This is a genomic window from Halorussus salinisoli (assembly GCA_005239435.1).
In the GTDB taxonomy this organism is placed as follows: Archaea; Halobacteriota; Halobacteria; order Halobacteriales; family Haladaptataceae; genus Halorussus; species Halorussus salinisoli.
The window spans coordinates 775,268-790,775 of sequence record SZNP01000001.1 but is presented as its reverse complement, the minus strand read 5'-3'; the positions used below and the strand labels follow the sequence as shown (position 1 = coordinate 790,775).

At 64.7% G+C, this 15,508-nt stretch carries 16 protein-coding genes; 5 read left to right on the top strand and 11 right to left on the bottom strand.

Translation table 11 applies throughout. The annotated features are described in order from the left end of the window. Window positions 1-144 precede the first annotated feature (144 nt). The 3 genes from E2484_RS08295 to E2484_RS08285 all read right to left on the bottom strand — a co-directional run bounded on the left by E2484_RS08295 (window position 145) and on the right by E2484_RS08285 (window position 3,230). Window positions 145-933: a hypothetical protein gene (locus E2484_RS08295; RefSeq protein WP_137284732.1), complete on the bottom strand. Its 789-nt coding sequence runs from the start codon at window positions 931-933 to the stop codon at window positions 145-147. Next, window positions 911-2,089, bottom strand: a complete 1,179-nt coding sequence (locus tag E2484_RS08290; RefSeq protein ID WP_137284731.1) for a tubulin/FtsZ family protein — start codon at window positions 2,087-2,089, stop codon at window positions 911-913. Before E2484_RS08290 ends, E2484_RS08295 begins: the two co-directional genes overlap by 23 nt. 250 nt (window positions 2,090-2,339) lie before the next feature. Beyond that, on the bottom strand, window positions 2,340-3,230 hold the full coding sequence (locus E2484_RS08285; protein ID WP_137284730.1) for a complex I NDUFA9 subunit family protein: 891 nt from the start codon (window positions 3,228-3,230) through the stop codon (window positions 2,340-2,342). 99 nt (window positions 3,231-3,329) lie between these two features. On the opposite strand from E2484_RS08285, the gene tmk reads away from it, so the two are divergent. The 3 genes from tmk to deoC all read left to right on the top strand — a co-directional run bounded on the left by tmk (window position 3,330) and on the right by deoC (window position 5,617). Then, window positions 3,330-3,923, top strand: a complete 594-nt coding sequence (tmk, locus tag E2484_RS08280) for a dTMP kinase (RefSeq protein WP_137284729.1) — start codon at window positions 3,330-3,332, stop codon at window positions 3,921-3,923. 30 nt (window positions 3,924-3,953) lie between these two features. Continuing rightward, the gene (locus E2484_RS08275) at window positions 3,954-4,388 is read left to right on the top strand and encodes a hypothetical protein (protein WP_137284728.1); all 435 of its coding nucleotides are present in this window, start codon (window positions 3,954-3,956) and stop codon (window positions 4,386-4,388) included. Between the two features lie 587 nt (window positions 4,389-4,975). Further along, window positions 4,976-5,617, top strand: coding sequence for a deoxyribose-phosphate aldolase (gene deoC / locus E2484_RS08270; RefSeq protein ID WP_137284727.1), 642 nt, complete (start codon window positions 4,976-4,978; stop codon window positions 5,615-5,617). An 18-nt stretch (window positions 5,618-5,635) separates the two neighbouring features. On the opposite strand, the gene E2484_RS08265 is transcribed toward deoC, so the two are convergent. From E2484_RS08265 to E2484_RS08250, 4 genes are all read right to left on the bottom strand, one after another. Further along, entirely contained in the window at window positions 5,636-6,844 is a 1,209-nt protein-coding gene (locus tag E2484_RS08265) for an outer membrane protein assembly factor BamB family protein (protein ID WP_170977272.1), read from the bottom strand. Window positions 6,845-6,909: 65 nt separating this feature from the next. Beyond that, window positions 6,910-7,989, bottom strand: a complete 1,080-nt coding sequence (locus tag E2484_RS08260) for a YhjD/YihY/BrkB family envelope integrity protein (protein WP_137284725.1) — start codon at window positions 7,987-7,989, stop codon at window positions 6,910-6,912. Between the two features lie 83 nt (window positions 7,990-8,072). Further along, window positions 8,073-8,852, bottom strand: coding sequence for a mechanosensitive ion channel family protein (locus tag E2484_RS08255; RefSeq protein ID WP_137284724.1), 780 nt, complete (start codon window positions 8,850-8,852; stop codon window positions 8,073-8,075). Window positions 8,853-9,303: 451 nt separating this feature from the next. Beyond that, complete coding sequence (locus E2484_RS08250; protein ID WP_137284723.1) at window positions 9,304-10,311, bottom strand: sodium:calcium antiporter; 1,008 nt, start codon at window positions 10,309-10,311, stop codon at window positions 9,304-9,306. A 128-nt stretch (window positions 10,312-10,439) separates the two neighbouring features. Here E2484_RS08250 and E2484_RS08245 point away from each other — a divergent pair, with 128 nt between their 5' ends. Continuing rightward, the gene (locus tag E2484_RS08245; protein ID WP_137284722.1) at window positions 10,440-11,690 is read left to right on the top strand and encodes a tRNA (N(6)-L-threonylcarbamoyladenosine(37)-C(2))-methylthiotransferase; all 1,251 of its coding nucleotides are present in this window, start codon (window positions 10,440-10,442) and stop codon (window positions 11,688-11,690) included. A gap of 38 nt (window positions 11,691-11,728) precedes the next feature. On the opposite strand, the gene E2484_RS08240 is transcribed toward E2484_RS08245, so the two are convergent. The 3 genes from E2484_RS08240 to E2484_RS08230 all read right to left on the bottom strand — a co-directional run bounded on the left by E2484_RS08240 (window position 11,729) and on the right by E2484_RS08230 (window position 13,672). Then, window positions 11,729-11,974 carry a hypothetical protein gene (locus E2484_RS08240; RefSeq protein WP_137284721.1) on the bottom strand — a complete coding sequence of 82 codons (246 nt, stop codon included), beginning with the start codon at window positions 11,972-11,974 and terminating at the stop codon, window positions 11,729-11,731. Window positions 11,975-12,098: 124 nt separating this feature from the next. After that, window positions 12,099-13,022 (bottom strand): cation diffusion facilitator family transporter, encoded by a 924-nt coding sequence (locus E2484_RS08235; protein WP_137284720.1) that lies wholly within the window; start codon window positions 13,020-13,022, stop codon window positions 12,099-12,101. A 113-nt stretch (window positions 13,023-13,135) separates the two neighbouring features. Continuing rightward, window positions 13,136-13,672, bottom strand: a complete 537-nt coding sequence (locus E2484_RS08230) for an HIT family protein (protein ID WP_137284719.1) — start codon at window positions 13,670-13,672, stop codon at window positions 13,136-13,138. 455 nt (window positions 13,673-14,127) lie between these two features. Between E2484_RS08230 and E2484_RS08225 the strand changes: the two genes are divergently transcribed. After that, on the top strand, window positions 14,128-14,328 hold the full coding sequence (locus E2484_RS08225) for a DUF7835 family putative zinc beta-ribbon protein (protein ID WP_137284718.1): 201 nt from the start codon (window positions 14,128-14,130) through the stop codon (window positions 14,326-14,328). 188 nt (window positions 14,329-14,516) lie between these two features. Here the strand turns inward: E2484_RS08225 and map are convergent, their stop codons facing one another. Further along, on the bottom strand, window positions 14,517-15,413 hold the full coding sequence (gene map / locus E2484_RS08220) for a type II methionyl aminopeptidase (RefSeq protein ID WP_137284717.1): 897 nt from the start codon (window positions 15,411-15,413) through the stop codon (window positions 14,517-14,519). Between the last annotated feature and the right edge of the window lie 95 nt (window positions 15,414-15,508).

The window sequence follows — 15,508 nt, the reverse complement described above, 5'->3', positions numbered from 1 at the left end:
ACGGAAAATCGCCGGGAACGAAAGACGTTGCTGAGAGGACGGGGATTCTTTCCGAGAAGAGTATCTACAGTTGTGACGTCCGCGTCCGCAACGAAACGCGCGGAAAAGTATTCTCCCGAAATCGGTCCGGAAGCCGAGGCGGCGTCAGCGCAGTTTGTCGTAGTCGTCCTGCTGGTTGGAGCGGTACCAGAGCGCACCGCCGACGACGACGACCAGCGCGAGCAGTCCGGCACCGCCGTACAGCAGCATCTGGGTCTGCTGGCTCGACTGCTCGGAGTCTTCGGCCTTCGTCTGGGCCTCGTTGGCGAGGTCCACTGCGTTGCCGAAGTTCTCAGCGTCGAAGGCCGAGACGGCGTTTTCGAGCGTGCCTTCGGCCTCGGAGACGTCCGCACCCGAACTGTCGGCCGAGTCGATGGACTCGCGGGCCGCGTCGATGGCGTCGCGGGCCTCGGCGCTGTCTTCGGTGTACGGTCGGAACGTCCACGTGTCGATGGAGTCGCTACTACCGCCGTCCCGGACCTGGTTCAGTTCGGCGAGCACCAGTTCCTGGGCCGGGTCGTAGGTGAAGTTCTCGACTTCGGGTACCGTACCCTTGACGACGATTTTCACCTCGAAGGCGTCGCTCTTCTCGAGCGAGTGGTTGAACGACTGACCGTCGTAGGACTTCTGGTCGATTTTGGACCCGCCCTGGTCGTACAGTTGGACGGTCCACGTCACGTCCGTCAGTTGAGTCCCCCCGTTCAGCGTCCAGGTGTCGTACTCGCTGAACGGCTTGGTGATCGTGAACGTAGATTCCACCTCTTCGCCGACCTTCTTCTCGTCGGGCGCGCCGCTGGCCGACGCCGACATCGCCGCGGCGGGACCGACCGCCGAGACGACCAGCGTGGTTGCGAGCAACAGCGCGAGGAGTTTAGAACAGTGGTTCGAGTTCATCGTCGTCGTCCTCCACGAGTTCTTCCAAGTTCTCTTCGCTCTCCTCCTGAATCTCGTCGATGTTGTCCTGTGCCTCGATGGCGATCTCCTGGAGCTCCTTGATGCGCGGGACGTTGTTGACGCCCGACAGGAGCACGACGCTGGCGACGTATTGGGAGTCGCCAACCGGGTAGTCGCCACCGCGGACCTCCATCGAACCGGTCTGCTCTTCGAGCCACTTCCGGCCGCGCTCGATGCCTTTCCGGTTGAGATGTCGCGGCGGACCGCTCAGAACGAGCAGCGCGCGCTCGGTCCCCTCGATTTCGCAGGGCAGGGTGAGTCGCCCCAGGGCGGCCTTTCGGACGAGGCTGGTGATGCGGTTCGTGGTGTTGGCGGTGTCGGTCTGCTCCTCGTCGCTGCCGGTGAACCGCGAGAGCAGACCGCTGGAGGAACCGGGGTTCTCGACTTCCTCCGCGGCGTAGCCGATGGTCGAAATCCCGCCTCCAGCGAGCGTGTTGATGATTTCGCTGGAGTCCACGACGCTCTCGGCGACTTCGTCGTCGCCGCCGACTTCGCCCGCGCCGAACAGGATACCGAATCGCCGGACGATCTCCTCGTTGATTTCGGCGTACCCGCTCTCGATGGACTCGCCCGACTGTCGCCACGCGTCGTTGTCGAACACCATCAGGTTGTCCACTTCGCGGACGAACGTCTGGAACGACCGCGCGGCGTTCAGCGTGTAAATCCCACCTTCGTCGCCACCGGGCAGGATACCGAGGCCGTACACCGGTTCGGTGTAGATTCGTTTGAGGTGTTTGGCGAGGACCGGGGCACCACCCGAACCGGTGCCACCGCCCATCCCCGCGACGATGAGGAACGCGTCGACTTCGTGAACGGGGATGTTGTCGATAGCTCCCTGAATCTCGTCGATGTCCTCCTCGGCGATTTCCGCGCCGAGTTCGTTGTCCGCTCCGACTCCGTGTCCTTTCACTCGGGACTGACCAATGAGGACGCGGTTGTCCTGGGGAACCTTGTCGAGACCCATCAGGTCGGCTTTCGCGGAGTTAACCGCGACCGCCGACCGAACGATCTCGCTTCCAGTTCGCTGGTCGTACTCCAGGAACTTGTCCACGATTTTCCCACCGGCCTGCCCGAAACCAATCATTGCAAGCTTCATTTTCCGGACCGTACTCCGTTGGGAGAAACACAACCGCGAAGGGGTGATAATCTTTTTGGTCCGTTCCACGACAAACAGAAACGACCCATTACGAGAAATCGCAAGACAGTACGCCGACGTTTCTCTCAAGTGGAATCCACCACCAGTTCTCGAACATGTCCCTTTAAGTTTATACGCAACCAGAGATGTCGAGAACGACCGGGAGTTGCGCTCGCGTCAGACGCTCGTCGGACTCCGATTTGTCGGTCGGCTACCGCCGGTCCGACAGGCCGAGATACTCGGCGAGCGTGGTCAAGTCGGACTCCTCGACGCCGAATGCACCGACGTCGTTGTGGGTTACGACGTTGTCCAGTTGGAGCGACCGATACTGGTCGGCCCCGAACGGGACGAACGGAATCGGGTCGGCCGCGGTCAGTCCGATTCGCGCGAGCGCCATCGGCAGGGGGAGTACCGTCACCGACTTTCCGTCGGCGCGGTAGGCGAGGCGGGTCACGTCGGCCAGCGTCAACACCTCGGGACCGCCGATTTCGTACGTCTCGCCGTCGTGGTCGGCTTCGACCCCGTCGGCGAGTATCGGAACGACGTCCTCGACCCAGATCGGCTGGAAACGCGAGCGTCCGCCGCCGGGCAGGGCCGTGACGTAGGGCGTCGTGAGCGTCTTCGTGAACGAGACGAACTCGCCGCCGTCACCGAAGATGACCGAGGGCCGGAAGATGGTGTGGGCCACGTCGGCGTCCTCGACGACCTGCTCGGCCTGCCCCTTCGCGCGGAGATACTCGGTCGGACCGGTCGGGTTCGCGTCGAGCGCGCTCATCTGGACGATTTTGCGCACGTCGTGGTCCTCGGCGGCCTCGACCACGTTCTGCGTTCCGCCGAGGTGGACCTCCATGTGGGACTTCCCGCCGGAGGGCTTGAACAGGGGTGAGAGTGCGACGAGATTTATCGCCGCGTCCTGGCCCTCGAACGCGCCTTCGATGGAGTCGTAGGCGGTCACGTCGCCTCGCACTCGCTCGACGCTCGCGGAGAAGTCGGCCTCGTCGGGGTCACGCGCCAACGCCGTCACGTCGTGGCCCCGGTCGGCCAGTTCGGCCACGAGATGCGTGCCGACGAAACCCGTTCCTCCGACGACGAGAACGTTCATATCAGGAATACGTACCGACGGGAAGTAAAACTAACTGCTGAGAACCCGCTTCGACGGTGACCCGCAGGTCTTTATATCGAGCCGAAGCCACCTTTCAGTATGCTCATCACCTTGGAGGGACTCGACGGGAGCGGCAAGACGACGGTCTGGGAGGTCCTGCGCGAGGAGTTCCCCGAGTTCGTCTTCACCCGCGAACCGACCGAGACGTGGTACGGCGAGGCGGTGAATCGCTCGGTGTCGGACGACGATGCCGACTCGCTCGCGGAGCTATTCCTCTACACCGCCGACCACGCCGCTCACCTCTCGGAGACGGTTCGGCCCGCGCTCGAAGACGGGAAGGTCGTCGTCTCGGACCGATACTCCGACTCGCGGTACGCCTATCAGGCGGTCAGCATCGAGGACCGAGTCAAGCGACCGCTCGAATACATCCGCGGCGTCCACCAGCCGTGGACTCGGCCGCCGGACGCCACGCTCTACTTCGAGGTGGACCCCGAGACGGGCGCGGCCCGGAGCGGGGCGACGAACAAGTTCGAGCAGGCCGCGTTCCTGAGCCGAGTCCAGCAGAACTACGAGCGGCTGCTGGACGCCGAACCCGAACGATTCGTCCGCATCGACGCCACCCGGTCGCCCGAGGAGGTAATCGACTCGGCGGTGGTCGCGGTCGAGCGACTGCTCTCGGACCGCGACGAATAGTCTTTGGGCCTCGGTGACGTAAGACAGGTTATGGCTGACGAGGACGCCGGTCGGAGCCGACCCCGCGAGAGTCCGCGTGAGCGCGACGACGACCCCGGGTTCCGCTTCTCACTCCCGCCGATTTCGCTCCCCGAGATGCAACTCCCCGAGCGAATCCGACTCGTCTTCCCGGTTCCGGACCCGCCGGAGAAGGTCTCCCGGCCGACCCGGGTCAAGGTCTCGTGGGTCCTGCTGGTAGTCGTCCTCGTAGACGTGGCGGACGCTCTCGCGGTCGGACTCGGCGGCCCGGCCACGCTCCCGTGGGTCCGTGCCGCGGTCGGCGTCCTGCTCTCGGCGGTCCTCGTCGGCGGTCCCGGACTGCTCTACGCGTGGGAGCTACTGGCGATTTTGGGCGGGTTCGGCACGCTCTCAGTCGCCCCGACGCTGACGGTACTGGTGCTCGCGCGAATCGTCCTTTCCTCGTAGCGTAGACTTCGGTTCTCGATCGGACGACTTCTCGGAAGACGACCCGGAGCGCGCTGGCGCAACTTCGAACCACGAGGTTGCGCCCGTGCGCGCGTGACGGGTGTAAGAGCGCAGACCCGTGGCCGAGCAACGCAGGCGGGTGTGAGGCGGTTGCGGTGCTGTGGGGCGGTGCGGTCTTCGGCGGCTCGGGGAGTAACTATCTACTCTCGGTCTCCCACGTTCGCGGTCGTCGGTGAGGTGTCGTGCGACGAGAATCGGTCGGGTTAGTTCCGAAAGCCCCGGCCAGTCGCGCGACCGGCCCCTTTCAGCCGCCCGCATCGAATGGTCGGTCGAGCGAACCAGCAGTGGAGTGGCCAATCGGGTGAACCAGCGGGGACTGTTCGGTCTGCCGTCGCGTCTCCGAAGACGGCCCCGACGCCGCCCGAGACCGACAGTGAGCGTCCGAAATAAATGAAAATACACGGGAGGAAATCGAAATTATTGTGATAACAATTAAATAGGTGTCCTCTAACCAAATCGTCACCGCCGAGCCGAATCGGTGCCGCGGATAACCGCCTTTTTACTGCCGCGACGTGTCACGTCCGAGTATGAACGACCGAGACCTCGCCGCGAAGATAGATCACACCGTTCTCGGGGCGGAGACCACCCTGAGCGACGTGAAACGGGTCCTCGACGAAGCCGACGAGTACGGCATGAACGCCTGCATCCCGCCGTGCTACGTCGCCGAGGCCGCCGAGTACGCTCCCGAAGTCACTCTCGCAACCGTCGTCGGGTTCCCGCACGGCCAGAACGCGACGGCGACCAAGCGCGACGAGGCCGTCGTCGCCTACGAGGACGGCGCGGACGAGTTGGACGTGGTTATCAACATCGGGCGTCTGAAGGCCGGAGAAGACGAGACCGTGCGCGAGGACGTCGAGGAGGTCGTCGCCGCGGTCCCCGTCCCGGTGAAGGTCATCGTCGAGACCGCCCTGCTCTCCGACGACGAGAAGCGCCGAGCGTGCGCGGCCGCCGAGGAGGCCGACGCCGCGTTCGTCAAGACCTCGACCGGGTTCGCAGACGGCGGTGCGGAAGTCCCGGACGTGGAACTGATGAGCGAGTACCTGCCCGTCAAGGCCAGCGGCGGCGTCGGGAACTACGAGCAGGCCAGAGCCATGCTCGACGCCGGGGCCGAGCGCATCGGTGCGAGTTCCGGCGTCGAAATCGTGGAGGACTTCCGGCAGAACTACTGACGTGAAGTCCTCTCTTTTCTACGGTTCTTCGAGCGCGTGAAGCCGCGTCGGTTCCTCCGGCGGGGCGGTGTAGGCGTAGAGTCGACCGTCGGCGACCGTCACGCCCTCTCGAACGCGGCCCCCGAGGTCGGTCTTCCAGCGGCGCGCACCGAACCGCAGACCGCCGACGCCGGTTGCGCCGCCCGTCTTCACGGCGTGGACGTGGCCCGACTCGTCGCCGACGTAGACCGTGTCGCCGGCGACCGCTGGCGCGCAGTTGGCGTGGTCGGGCATCGAGACCCTCCAATCGGTCGTCCCCGACTCGGTGTCGATCGCCAGAACCCCATCGCCGTCGGTCCCGAAGATCCGACCGTCGGCGACCGTGAGGTGGTGTTCGGTGGACGCACGCTCCTCGCTCGACCACGCTATCGCGCCCGCGTCCTCCGCCGAGAGCGCGTGGACCTGGCCGCCGAAGGGCGCGACGTAGACGTCCCGGCCGACGACCGCCGGAGCGACCTGAATCGTGCCGGGGACCTTCTGTCGCCACGACCCCTCGCCGTCGCTCTTCGAGAGGGCGTACACCTCGCCGGCCTCGGTCGCCACGTAGAGGAGAGAGCCGTGTTTCGGAACCGCGACCGGCGCGACGACGTGGCCGAACACCTCCGTTCGCCAGTTCTCCGACCCCGCTTCGAGGTCGAAGCAGTGGACCCAACCTTCGCGCGTGGCGACGAACGCCCAGCGGCCGTCCCGGTCGAAGCGCGGCGCGCCCGAGACCTCCCCGCGCGTGGCGAACTCGCGGAGTTCCTCGCCCGTCTTCGCGTCGAGGACTCGAAGTCCCTCGTCGTGTCCGGCCGAGACGTACGCTTTCCCGTCGCGTACCGTGGGGGCCGACCACAGGACCATCGCGGCGTCTTCGCGGAGTGGATGCGTCCAGACCTCCCCGCCGTCGTCCGCGGCGAAGCAGTGGAGGTCGTCGCCCGAGGCGACGTACACCCTGCCGTCGGCCACGACCGGCGGGGCCGTCGCCGACGAGAGGTCGGTCTGCCATCGTTCGCGGACGCCCGATTCCGGACCGCGACCGTTCGGGTTGTAGCCTGTGTTCGCGGCGTCGTGGCCGAGCGTCGGCCAGTCGGTCGCGTCGCCCGCGGCGTCTGCGGCGTCGTCGTGGTCTCGGTCACCGGTACAACCGGCTAACGTGGCGGTACCCGCCGACGCGGCGGCGGCGAGGAAGCGTCTTCGGGAGGGCACGACTCGGCGTTCAGACCGCCGCCACAAATGTCTTTCCGGTTACAGCTACGCCGGATACCGGTCGGTCAGTCGTCGGCGGGCGATTCGCTCGCGTCGATTTCCTCGGCAACGTCCCACTGGAGCGTGACCGTCCAGCGGCGCTCGTCGCCGTCTACCGTCTGGTGTTCGACCAGTTCCACGTCACCGTCCGGACGTGGGTGTCGGTCTCCGTCGTCGGAGTCGGTGGTCGGCCTCATCCCGTCGTAGCGACCGGCCAGTTCGCTCCGGAGGTCGCCGAGGTAGGCGGCGAGTTCGTCGCGGTCGAGCGTCTCCTCGCGTTCGGTGTCGTAACTGGTCGCTCCGCGTCCCACCCCGCCGGGTTGGCCCGACGAGTGTTCGCCGATGACGGCGTTGATGACGGCACCGAGCAGCAGGACAAGCCCGGAGAAGTAGAGGTACGTGACGACGAGGACGACGCTCCCGAAGAAGCTTCCCGAACCGGGGTCCTTGAACGTGAGATACACCTGGAAGAGACCCTGAAGTGCCGCCCATCCGACCGCGGCGAACACCACGCCCGGCAGTACGTCGTCTAGACCGACGTCGGTGTCGGGGAACCGATAGTACATCGGGTAGAACGCGAGGACGAGTCCGGCGACGAGGACCAGCGGCGTCAGGATTCCGAGAAACGGTATCGTGTCCGAGAACCGGGAGAACGCGACCGTGAGACCAATAGTCGAGACGATAGCGACGACCAGCGCGACAAGCACGACCAGACCGTCCTTCAACTGATCCACGAACGAGTTCTTGTTCTCGGTCTCGTAAATCTCGGAGAAGGCCGTGTCGAGACCGCGGAATATCTTGAGCGTTCCCCACACGAGGACGACGAGACCGACGACCGACGCCCCGGCGGCCGACGACTCTCCCTCGAATATCTGCTGGACCACGTTCGCTATCGGGCCGGGAAGCCAGTTGCCGGCGACCGCGACGATTCGACCTTCGAGACCGCCGCCGAACGCGGAGACGACCAGCAGAAGCAACAGGAGCATCGGCGCGAGCGAGACGAACGCGTTGTACGCGATACCCGCCGCCATGAACGTCACGTTCTTCTCGGAGAAGTCCGAGTACACTCGCTTTACGAACCCCCGTGCCCGTGAGACAGTTCCCATAGTTAGCGTTCCGATAGTCAGTCAAAAAACTCACACGGCCGGTCGGCCCGACAGAGGTGGCTCGGTCGTCGGTGCGGTGCGTCTCAGTCGTCGTCGCCCGAGGGCGGGCCTTGGCTCTGGCCCTGCTCCTGCGACGACATGCTCGACGCGCTACTCCGGGCGCTACCCGCCCAGCGGTTCATGTTGTTGGCGATGTAGTCCTTGCTCCCCCATCCGAAGCCGACGCCGATGGCGAGCGCGAGACCGGCCGCGAGGCCCCACGCGAGTGCCTGTGCGAAGATGTACAGCAGCTCCACGTCGATACCCATCGTGTCGAGACCGATGACGACGGCGGTGAAGTACAGGAACATCCGGACGCCGGTGGCGAAGTACGTGGTGTACGCCGACTGGGTCGCCGCGCGGGTCCGGGTGATGGCGTCGCCGATGAAGTCGGCGACGATGAACCCGCCGATGATGACCAGCAGTCCGGCGATGAACGCCGGGAGGTACGACACCGCGGTCGCTATCCACTCCGAGAGGATGGGGATGGCGAGCGTGTTCGCCGCCGCGAGGATGGCCAGTGCGTAGACGAACCACGCCGTCACCGACCCGAGGAAGTTCGACAACGCGTCACGCGAGTCGCCCATCATCCGGCCGAGCGGCGTTCCCTGCGCGCTCTGGTCGATTCCGACCTTGTCGGCGACGCCGGCGACGACCTTCCCGAGCGCCTTGCCGACGATCCAACCGATGATCAGTATGACGATAGCGCCGATAAGTCGCGGGAGCGCGGCCACGATTTCCGAGAGGGCGTTGCCGAGCCATTCCGGTAGATTTCCGAACAGTTCTCCACCGTTTGCTTGTAGTGGTACGTATGGTCCGTTCATGGTTTCTCGCCGGGGAGACCGGCAGTTGACACCAAGTGATAGGAGTAGTTTGTTCTTGGCCGCATACCGGGTTCAGGAACTTGACCGCTCCGACGCGGTTTTCAGGCTCCGAAAACCGGGGGCTTACCCTATATTTCAGATTCCTATCCCTTCCCGCGAGCCGACGGAAATCCAAGTGAAACGCGGCGAAACGGACACGCATCTAAGATATCGACGAAATAAAGACGGCGGACCGGTCGAGTCACCCGCCGAAAAACGGGCAACGTGCCTGCGAATCGCCACCGCCAACCGATTTCGGTCGAACCTATCTGAGGTTCGTGACTTCTCTCGGACACGTCGCCTCGCATCGAGGACACACCGAATCGGCGATAAACGTGTCCGAGTCGTGGTAGATGAAACGGTCGTTTTCTACTCGGGATACGTTTACGGTAGAATCGCCGCGGAAAGGGAGTTACGCTAACAGACTCGTCACGCCGAGCGTCTCCAGCAAGAGCCACCCGACGAACACCGCGTAGGCCACCAGCAGGCCGTAGGCCTCCGGGTCCGTGAGTTCGAGGTCGGTCCGGACCACCGCGAAGAAGAGGACGGTCGCGGCGGTCAGCGCGCCCATCATCGGGACCACGACCGCGAAGTTCACGGGCATCGTTCCGGCCACGAGGACGCCCGCCGGGAGCGCCACGAGCAGGTCGAAGACGTTGCTCCCGAGGACGTTGGCGAGGCTGGTCACGCCCTCGCCCTTCTGGGCCGACTTGACGCTGACGAAGGTGTCGGGGAGGCTGGTCACGACCGCGAGGACCGTCAACCCCCAGAAGAAACTCGGAATCCCGAATATCTCCTCGAACGCCAGCACCGCCTGCACGAGCCCTTCGACGCCCGCGACGATGACCACGAGACTCGCGCCGAGGACGCCCCAGAGCCGCAGGGGACTCGCGTCGACGGTTCGCTTCTCGCGCATGTCCCGCGTGTCGAGATACTGGAGGAAGACGTAGAGTCCGTAGAGCGCGACCGGAATCAGCGCGAGCGGCCGGGTGAGACTCCCGGAGAGCCCCGCGTCCGGGAGCGGGTAGTAGATGACCGCGAACGAGAACGTGACCAGCAGGGTCGCCACCGAGACCATGTAGAACTGGGCCTCCTTGAACACCACGTCGCGGTCCGACTGGAGGACCCCGGTGCCCGCGAGCGCCGACGCCGCCGGAATCACGAGGATGTTGAACACCGCCGACCCGATGATGGCCGCGACACCGAGTTCGAAGTCGTCGTGAACGAGCGAGGCGAGGACAGTGCTGGACAGTTCGGGAAAACTCGACCCGACGGCGGCGACGACGGCCCCCTGCACGATTGCGGGCAAGCCGTAGTACGCGGCCAACTTCTCGGCGGACTCCTCCAGTAGAACACTCCCCTTCCAGATGACGCCAGTCGCGACGACGGCGACGAGGAAGTACCACGCGACCCGTAACACGTCGTGGAACGTGAACCTCGACGGGCAAGATGGTTGTGCCGACGGCGCTCGCCGCGACCAACCGCTGGAAACGGTCGGTGCCAATCCGTCGCGCTTTTGCCCGCGTAGCCGAAACGAACGCACAGCGAATGGCCCGGTATCACATCGAGACCTACGGTTGCACGTCGAACCGGGGCGAGAGCCGCCAGATAGAGCGGCGGCTCCGCGACGCGGGCCACCACCGCGTCGACGGTCCCGACGAGGCCGACGTCGCGATTCTCAACACCTGTACGGTGGTCGAGAAGACCGAGCGCAACATGCTCCGGCGGGCCGAAGAACTCGAAGCGGAGACGGCGGACCTCATCGTGACGGGTTGCATGGCGCTCGCGCAGGGCGAGGAGTTCCAGAAGGCCGAGGTAGACGCCGACGTGCTCCACTGGGAAGAGGTGCCCGAGGCGGTCACGAACGGCGAGTGTCCGACGACCACGCCCGACGCCGACCCGGTGCTGGATGGAGTCATCGGCATTCTCCCCATCGCTCGCGGGTGCATGTCCGATTGCTCGTACTGCATCACCAAGCAGGCGACCGGCAAAATCGACTCGCCGCCGGTCGAAGAGAACGTCGAGAAGGCTCGCGCGCTGGTCCACGCGGGCGCGAAGGAGATACGGATTACCGGCCAGGACACCGGCGTCTACGGGTGGGACGAGGGCGAGCGCAAGTTGCACGAACTGCTCGACCGCATCTGCGACATCGAGGGCGACTTCCGGGTGCGCGTCGGGATGGCGAACCCGAAGGGCGTCCACGGCATCCGCGAGGAGTTGGCCGAGGTGTTCGCCGAGAACGAGAAGCTCTACAACTTCATCCACGCGCCGGTTCAGTCCGGAAGCGACGACGTGCTGGGCGACATGCGACGCCAGCACCAGGTCTCGGAGTACGTCGAAATCGTCGAGACCTTCGACGAGTATCTCGACTACTGGACGCTCTCGACCGACTTCATCGTCGGCTTCCCGACCGAGGAGGAGGAAGACCACGCCCAGAGCATGGCGCTCCTGCGCGAGACCCGCCCCGAGAAGATAAACGTCACGCGGTTCTCCAAGCGGCCCGGCACCGACGCCGCCGACATGAAGGGTCTGGGTGGCCAGACCAAGAAGGACCGCTCGAAGGCGATGACCGACCTGAAGATGGACGTGGTGGCCGACGCCTACGACTCGATGGTCGGCGAGACCCATCAGGTGCTGGTGGTCGAAGAGGGCACGGGCGATTCGGTGAAGTGCTACGACGAGGCCTATCGGCAGGTCATCGTCCAGAGCGCCGACGACCACGGCGTCGAAGTCGGCGACTTCGTAGACGTGGAGGTCACGGGCCACAGTACGGTGTACGCCTTTGGCGAACCGGTCTGACGGGTCGCTTCTTCTGACGTGACGATCGACGACGCGCTCTACTCGTCTCGTAGATTCTGGGACGCGATGCGACCGGCCAGTACCACGGTCGAGAGCGCCACCAGCGGAACGCCCCAGAGGACGAACGCGAACCCGAACGAGTCGCCACAGCCTGCTCGAGCAGGTCCGCAGGAGTACGTCGTCGTGCGATAGAGACCGAGTCCGAGCAGTCCGGTCCCGACGACGAGCAACAGGGTGGCGAAGCGCGTGACGGGGTCGTCCCGGTCCACTTCGAGCGAGACCATCGGTTCGTACCCCTCACCGACTTCGCAAGTAGCTTGCGTCCCGGTCGCGGTTTCGGGGTTGCCCGTCGGAGCGTGGCGAGAGAGCAATAAATTCGTTTCTTTAAGCAATAATATCCGAACGTATTCACCTTCGCGGTTCGTCCTCGACCAACTCGTCCACGGTCTCGTCGGCTTTCCACTCGCCGAGTTCCTTCGGGTCCACGTGGACGAACACGTCGTCTACCTCCTCCAACTCCCGGATGGACTCCACGATGTCGGTCTCGATGTTGTGGGCCTCCCGGAGCGTGCGGTCGCCCTCGACCTCGATGTGGAGGCTCACGTCGATCTCCGGGCCGACGTAGTGGGCGATTACGTCGTGGGCACCCCGAACTTCGGGGTGGGCCAGCGTCCGCCGGACGATTTCCGCCCGGAGGTCTTCGGGCGGCGCGCTCCCGACGAGATAGTCCACGTTGTCCTGGACGATTTCGTAGCCGGTGTAGAGGATACCGGCCGAGACGACTCCCGCCGCGATCGGGTCCAGCACCGGGAAACCGACGCCCGACCCGAGGACGCCGGCCAGCGCCGCGCTCGCCGTCAAGATGTCGTTGCGGTTGTCCAGCGCCGTCGCGGTCAGCGCCGGGGAGTGGGTCCGCTCGGCGGCCTCCAGGCAGTACCGGTAGAGACCGAACTTGACCGCGGCAGTCCCGACCAGCACGGCCACCGCGGCCGGGGAGGTCACGGCGGGCCCGACCTCGCCCGAGAGGACCGAGGAGACTGCCCGCCAGAGGACCGCGCCACCCGCCGCGAACACGCCGAGGGCGATGAACAGCGAGACGAACGGTTCGATGCGCTCGTGGCCGTGCGGGTGGCTGAAGTCCGGCGGTCGAGTCGTCAGGTAGAGGCCCGCGAGGATGACTACGCTGTAAGCGGAGTCGGCGAGGCTGTTGACCGCCTCGGAACCGACGGCGAGACTCCCGGTGGCCCACCAGACGAGACCCTTGGCGACCATAAGCAGCACATTGACCGCCAAGATGACGGCACCGACTCGGCGGACGGTCCGTTGGCTCATCGGTCGCCTTTCGCACTCCCGAAAGAAGGTAGTGTCGCTCTCGCAGGCGAGTCCGGACCGCGATTGCGCGGTCCCTCCGAGAGTCACGCCCGGGCGTACGTGCGAGTGCCGACCTACTCGATACGAACTGCCCCGTCGCCCGACTCGTCCGCGCCCTCCTGTTGGGCGAACGCCTCGCGCACGCGGTCGTAGGTCTCGTCTAACGCCTCCACGATGACCTTCGTGTCGGAGACGACCGGCATGAAGTTGGTGTCGCCCTGCCATCGCGGGACGACGTGGGTGTGGAGGTGGTCGTCGATGGACCCGCCAGCGCCCTGCCCGAGGTTGAGACCCGCGTTGAAGCCGTCGGGCGCGAGCGCGGTTTCGAGCGCGTCGAAGGTTCGCTGCTTGAGTCGGGCGTGGTCGAGCAGGACCGTCTCCGATAGGTCGCGGTAATCCCCGGTGTGTTCGCGGGGGACGACCATCGCGTGGCCGGGATTGTAGGGGTAGTTGTTGAACATCACGAAGGCGTGGTCGCTCCGAGCGACCACGAGATTCTCGCGGTCGTCGTCGCGTTCGGGGAGTTCACAGAAGACACAGCCGTCGATGTCGTCGTTCCCGTCGTCTCGTTCGACCCACTCGATGCGCCACGGTGCGAAGACCTGGTCCATGTCTCCTCCATGGAGAGGGAGGGTTTAGCTTGCCACGGTTCGGGTTCGACACCGGACGAAACGTTCGTCGCACTCCCAACCTCCGGTGGTCCGGGACGGGAAACGGTGGCGTTCGTTGCGGAACGTTCGAAAGTGTCGAACGAAGCGTAACTGTCCGAGTGGTGAGGGTGTTCGGCTACGAGATTTGGGCGTACGCCGGTTCGTACCTCCTGGTCTCGCTGCGGTCTGCGTTCGCCGGTCCGGCCCACGAAATATTATTTAAAAGTTCCGGCCGTTGCAGGCAGTTTTTGTTTCATTACTCCCGCTAACGAGAGTATAAACTGTTTCACCGATTCTCGTCCTATAACGCGGGTAAATCGCAAGAAGGCGTCGGAATGAACGGTTCGAACGCCACCCAACGGATTGGGGTTTTTATGCTCCTATCAGCGCAAGGAGATAGTGAGAGGAAGGTCACGATGGCAACACAAAACCAAAGCTTCCAAGCGATAACGGAATCGTGCGACGAATGCGAGCGTGAGACGCCACACGACGTCTCCGTACAGATTCGGACCGAGAGTCAGAAGCGAGAGAACGCCGAGTTCTCACGGGAACCGTACCGGGTCACAGAGTGCCAAATCTGTGGCGAAGAAACCAGCCAGCGGATGAACAACGCGTAACGCCGCCACTTTCCCGCCGTAGCGATCTACGGGGTGGAGGCTTCCGAGACGACGACTGCTCGACCCGTCTTCGGGAGCGCAGGACGGTCGAGTTCGACTCGACGGCAATCTCGTTTTCCGAGACGTATACGCTCGGTTACAGTGTAGCGAGGCTGAAAACACTTCGGCAAACCGGACTCCTGCGAAATTCACTCCGTAGTCACTTCGCAGCCGTCTTCGGTCACGATGAGGGTGTGTTCTTTCTGACTGACGAGGTGGCCATCGTCTTCCTTGAGGACCGGATAACCGTGGACGATGTTGTTCATCTTCAGGCGGCGCAGCGCCATCTCGGCACGGCCCACGTCCAGCCATCGCGTGGCGAACGGGAGCGTCCGGAACTCCTCGGTGATCTGTTCGAGGGCCTGCCGGGCCTGCCGGTCACGAACCGACCCCTCGTGTTCGAGCGCGAAAATCTCCTCGTCGTTGCCCTCGTGAACCTTGCCGGTGCCGTCGGTGGCGAACGGTTCGATGGCGACCACGTCGCCGACTTCGAGTTCGATGCCCTGGGAGACCGCGCGGTTCGGGATGTTGGGCGAGACGTGCTGCTGGTACTGGTCGAGACCGTGACCGGTGAGGTTGACCACGGGGTTGTAGCCGTAGCCGTCGATGACCGACTCTATCTCCGCGCCGATTTCGCCCGTCTCGACGCCGGGTTCGACCAATTCGAGCGCGGCCTCCAGTGCCTCCTCGCTGGCCTCCTGTAGTTCAGGGTTGCCCGATAGGTCCACCGTAATCGCGGTGTCGGCGATCCAGCCGTCGATGTGGACGCCGATGTCAAGGTTGATCATCTCCTCGCCGAACTCGGTGTCGTCGTCGGCCGCGGGCGTAGCGTGGGCGGCTTCTTCGTCCACGCTGATGTTGACCGGGAAGGCGGGTTCGCCGCCGAGTTCGCGGATGCGCTCCTCGGCGTACTCGGCGACCTCCAACTGGTTCGTCCCGACCTCGACGCGCTCTGCGGCCTCCTCGCGGACCTGCGCGAGAATCTCGCCGGCTTCGCGGTGCTTCTCGTACTTCTCGGCTTCGAGGTCCACCTCGATTTCGCTCATGCCCCTACGTTGTCCTGAATGCCGGAAAGAGTTTGCGTCTCGGGGGGCGTCGTCACTCCCCCGATATCCCCGCGAAACGTTCCCGATTATCCACA

Coding starts and splice junctions, on each gene's coding strand:
- E2484_RS08295 (WP_137284732.1), bottom strand. CDS start 933: ATGAACTCGAACCACTGTTCTAAACTCCTCGCGCTGTTGCTCGCAACC.
- E2484_RS08290 (WP_137284731.1), bottom strand. CDS start 2,089: ATGAAGCTTGCAATGATTGGTTTCGGGCAGGCCGGTGGGAAAATCGTG.
- E2484_RS08285 (WP_137284730.1), bottom strand. CDS start 3,230: ATGAACGTTCTCGTCGTCGGAGGAACGGGTTTCGTCGGCACGCATCTC.
- tmk (WP_137284729.1), top strand. CDS start 3,330: ATGCTCATCACCTTGGAGGGACTCGACGGGAGCGGCAAGACGACGGTC.
- E2484_RS08275 (WP_137284728.1), top strand. CDS start 3,954: ATGGCTGACGAGGACGCCGGTCGGAGCCGACCCCGCGAGAGTCCGCGT.
- deoC (WP_137284727.1), top strand. CDS start 4,976: ATGAACGACCGAGACCTCGCCGCGAAGATAGATCACACCGTTCTCGGG.
- E2484_RS08260 (WP_137284725.1), bottom strand. CDS start 7,989: ATGGGAACTGTCTCACGGGCACGGGGGTTCGTAAAGCGAGTGTACTCG.
- E2484_RS08255 (WP_137284724.1), bottom strand. CDS start 8,852: ATGAACGGACCATACGTACCACTACAAGCAAACGGTGGAGAACTGTTC.
- E2484_RS08245 (WP_137284722.1), top strand. CDS start 10,440: ATGGCCCGGTATCACATCGAGACCTACGGTTGCACGTCGAACCGGGGC.
- E2484_RS08240 (WP_137284721.1), bottom strand. CDS start 11,974: ATGGTCTCGCTCGAAGTGGACCGGGACGACCCCGTCACGCGCTTCGCC.
- E2484_RS08235 (WP_137284720.1), bottom strand. CDS start 13,022: ATGAGCCAACGGACCGTCCGCCGAGTCGGTGCCGTCATCTTGGCGGTC.
- E2484_RS08230 (WP_137284719.1), bottom strand. CDS start 13,672: ATGGACCAGGTCTTCGCACCGTGGCGCATCGAGTGGGTCGAACGAGAC.
- E2484_RS08225 (WP_137284718.1), top strand. CDS start 14,128: ATGGCAACACAAAACCAAAGCTTCCAAGCGATAACGGAATCGTGCGAC.
- map (WP_137284717.1), bottom strand. CDS start 15,413: ATGAGCGAAATCGAGGTGGACCTCGAAGCCGAGAAGTACGAGAAGCAC.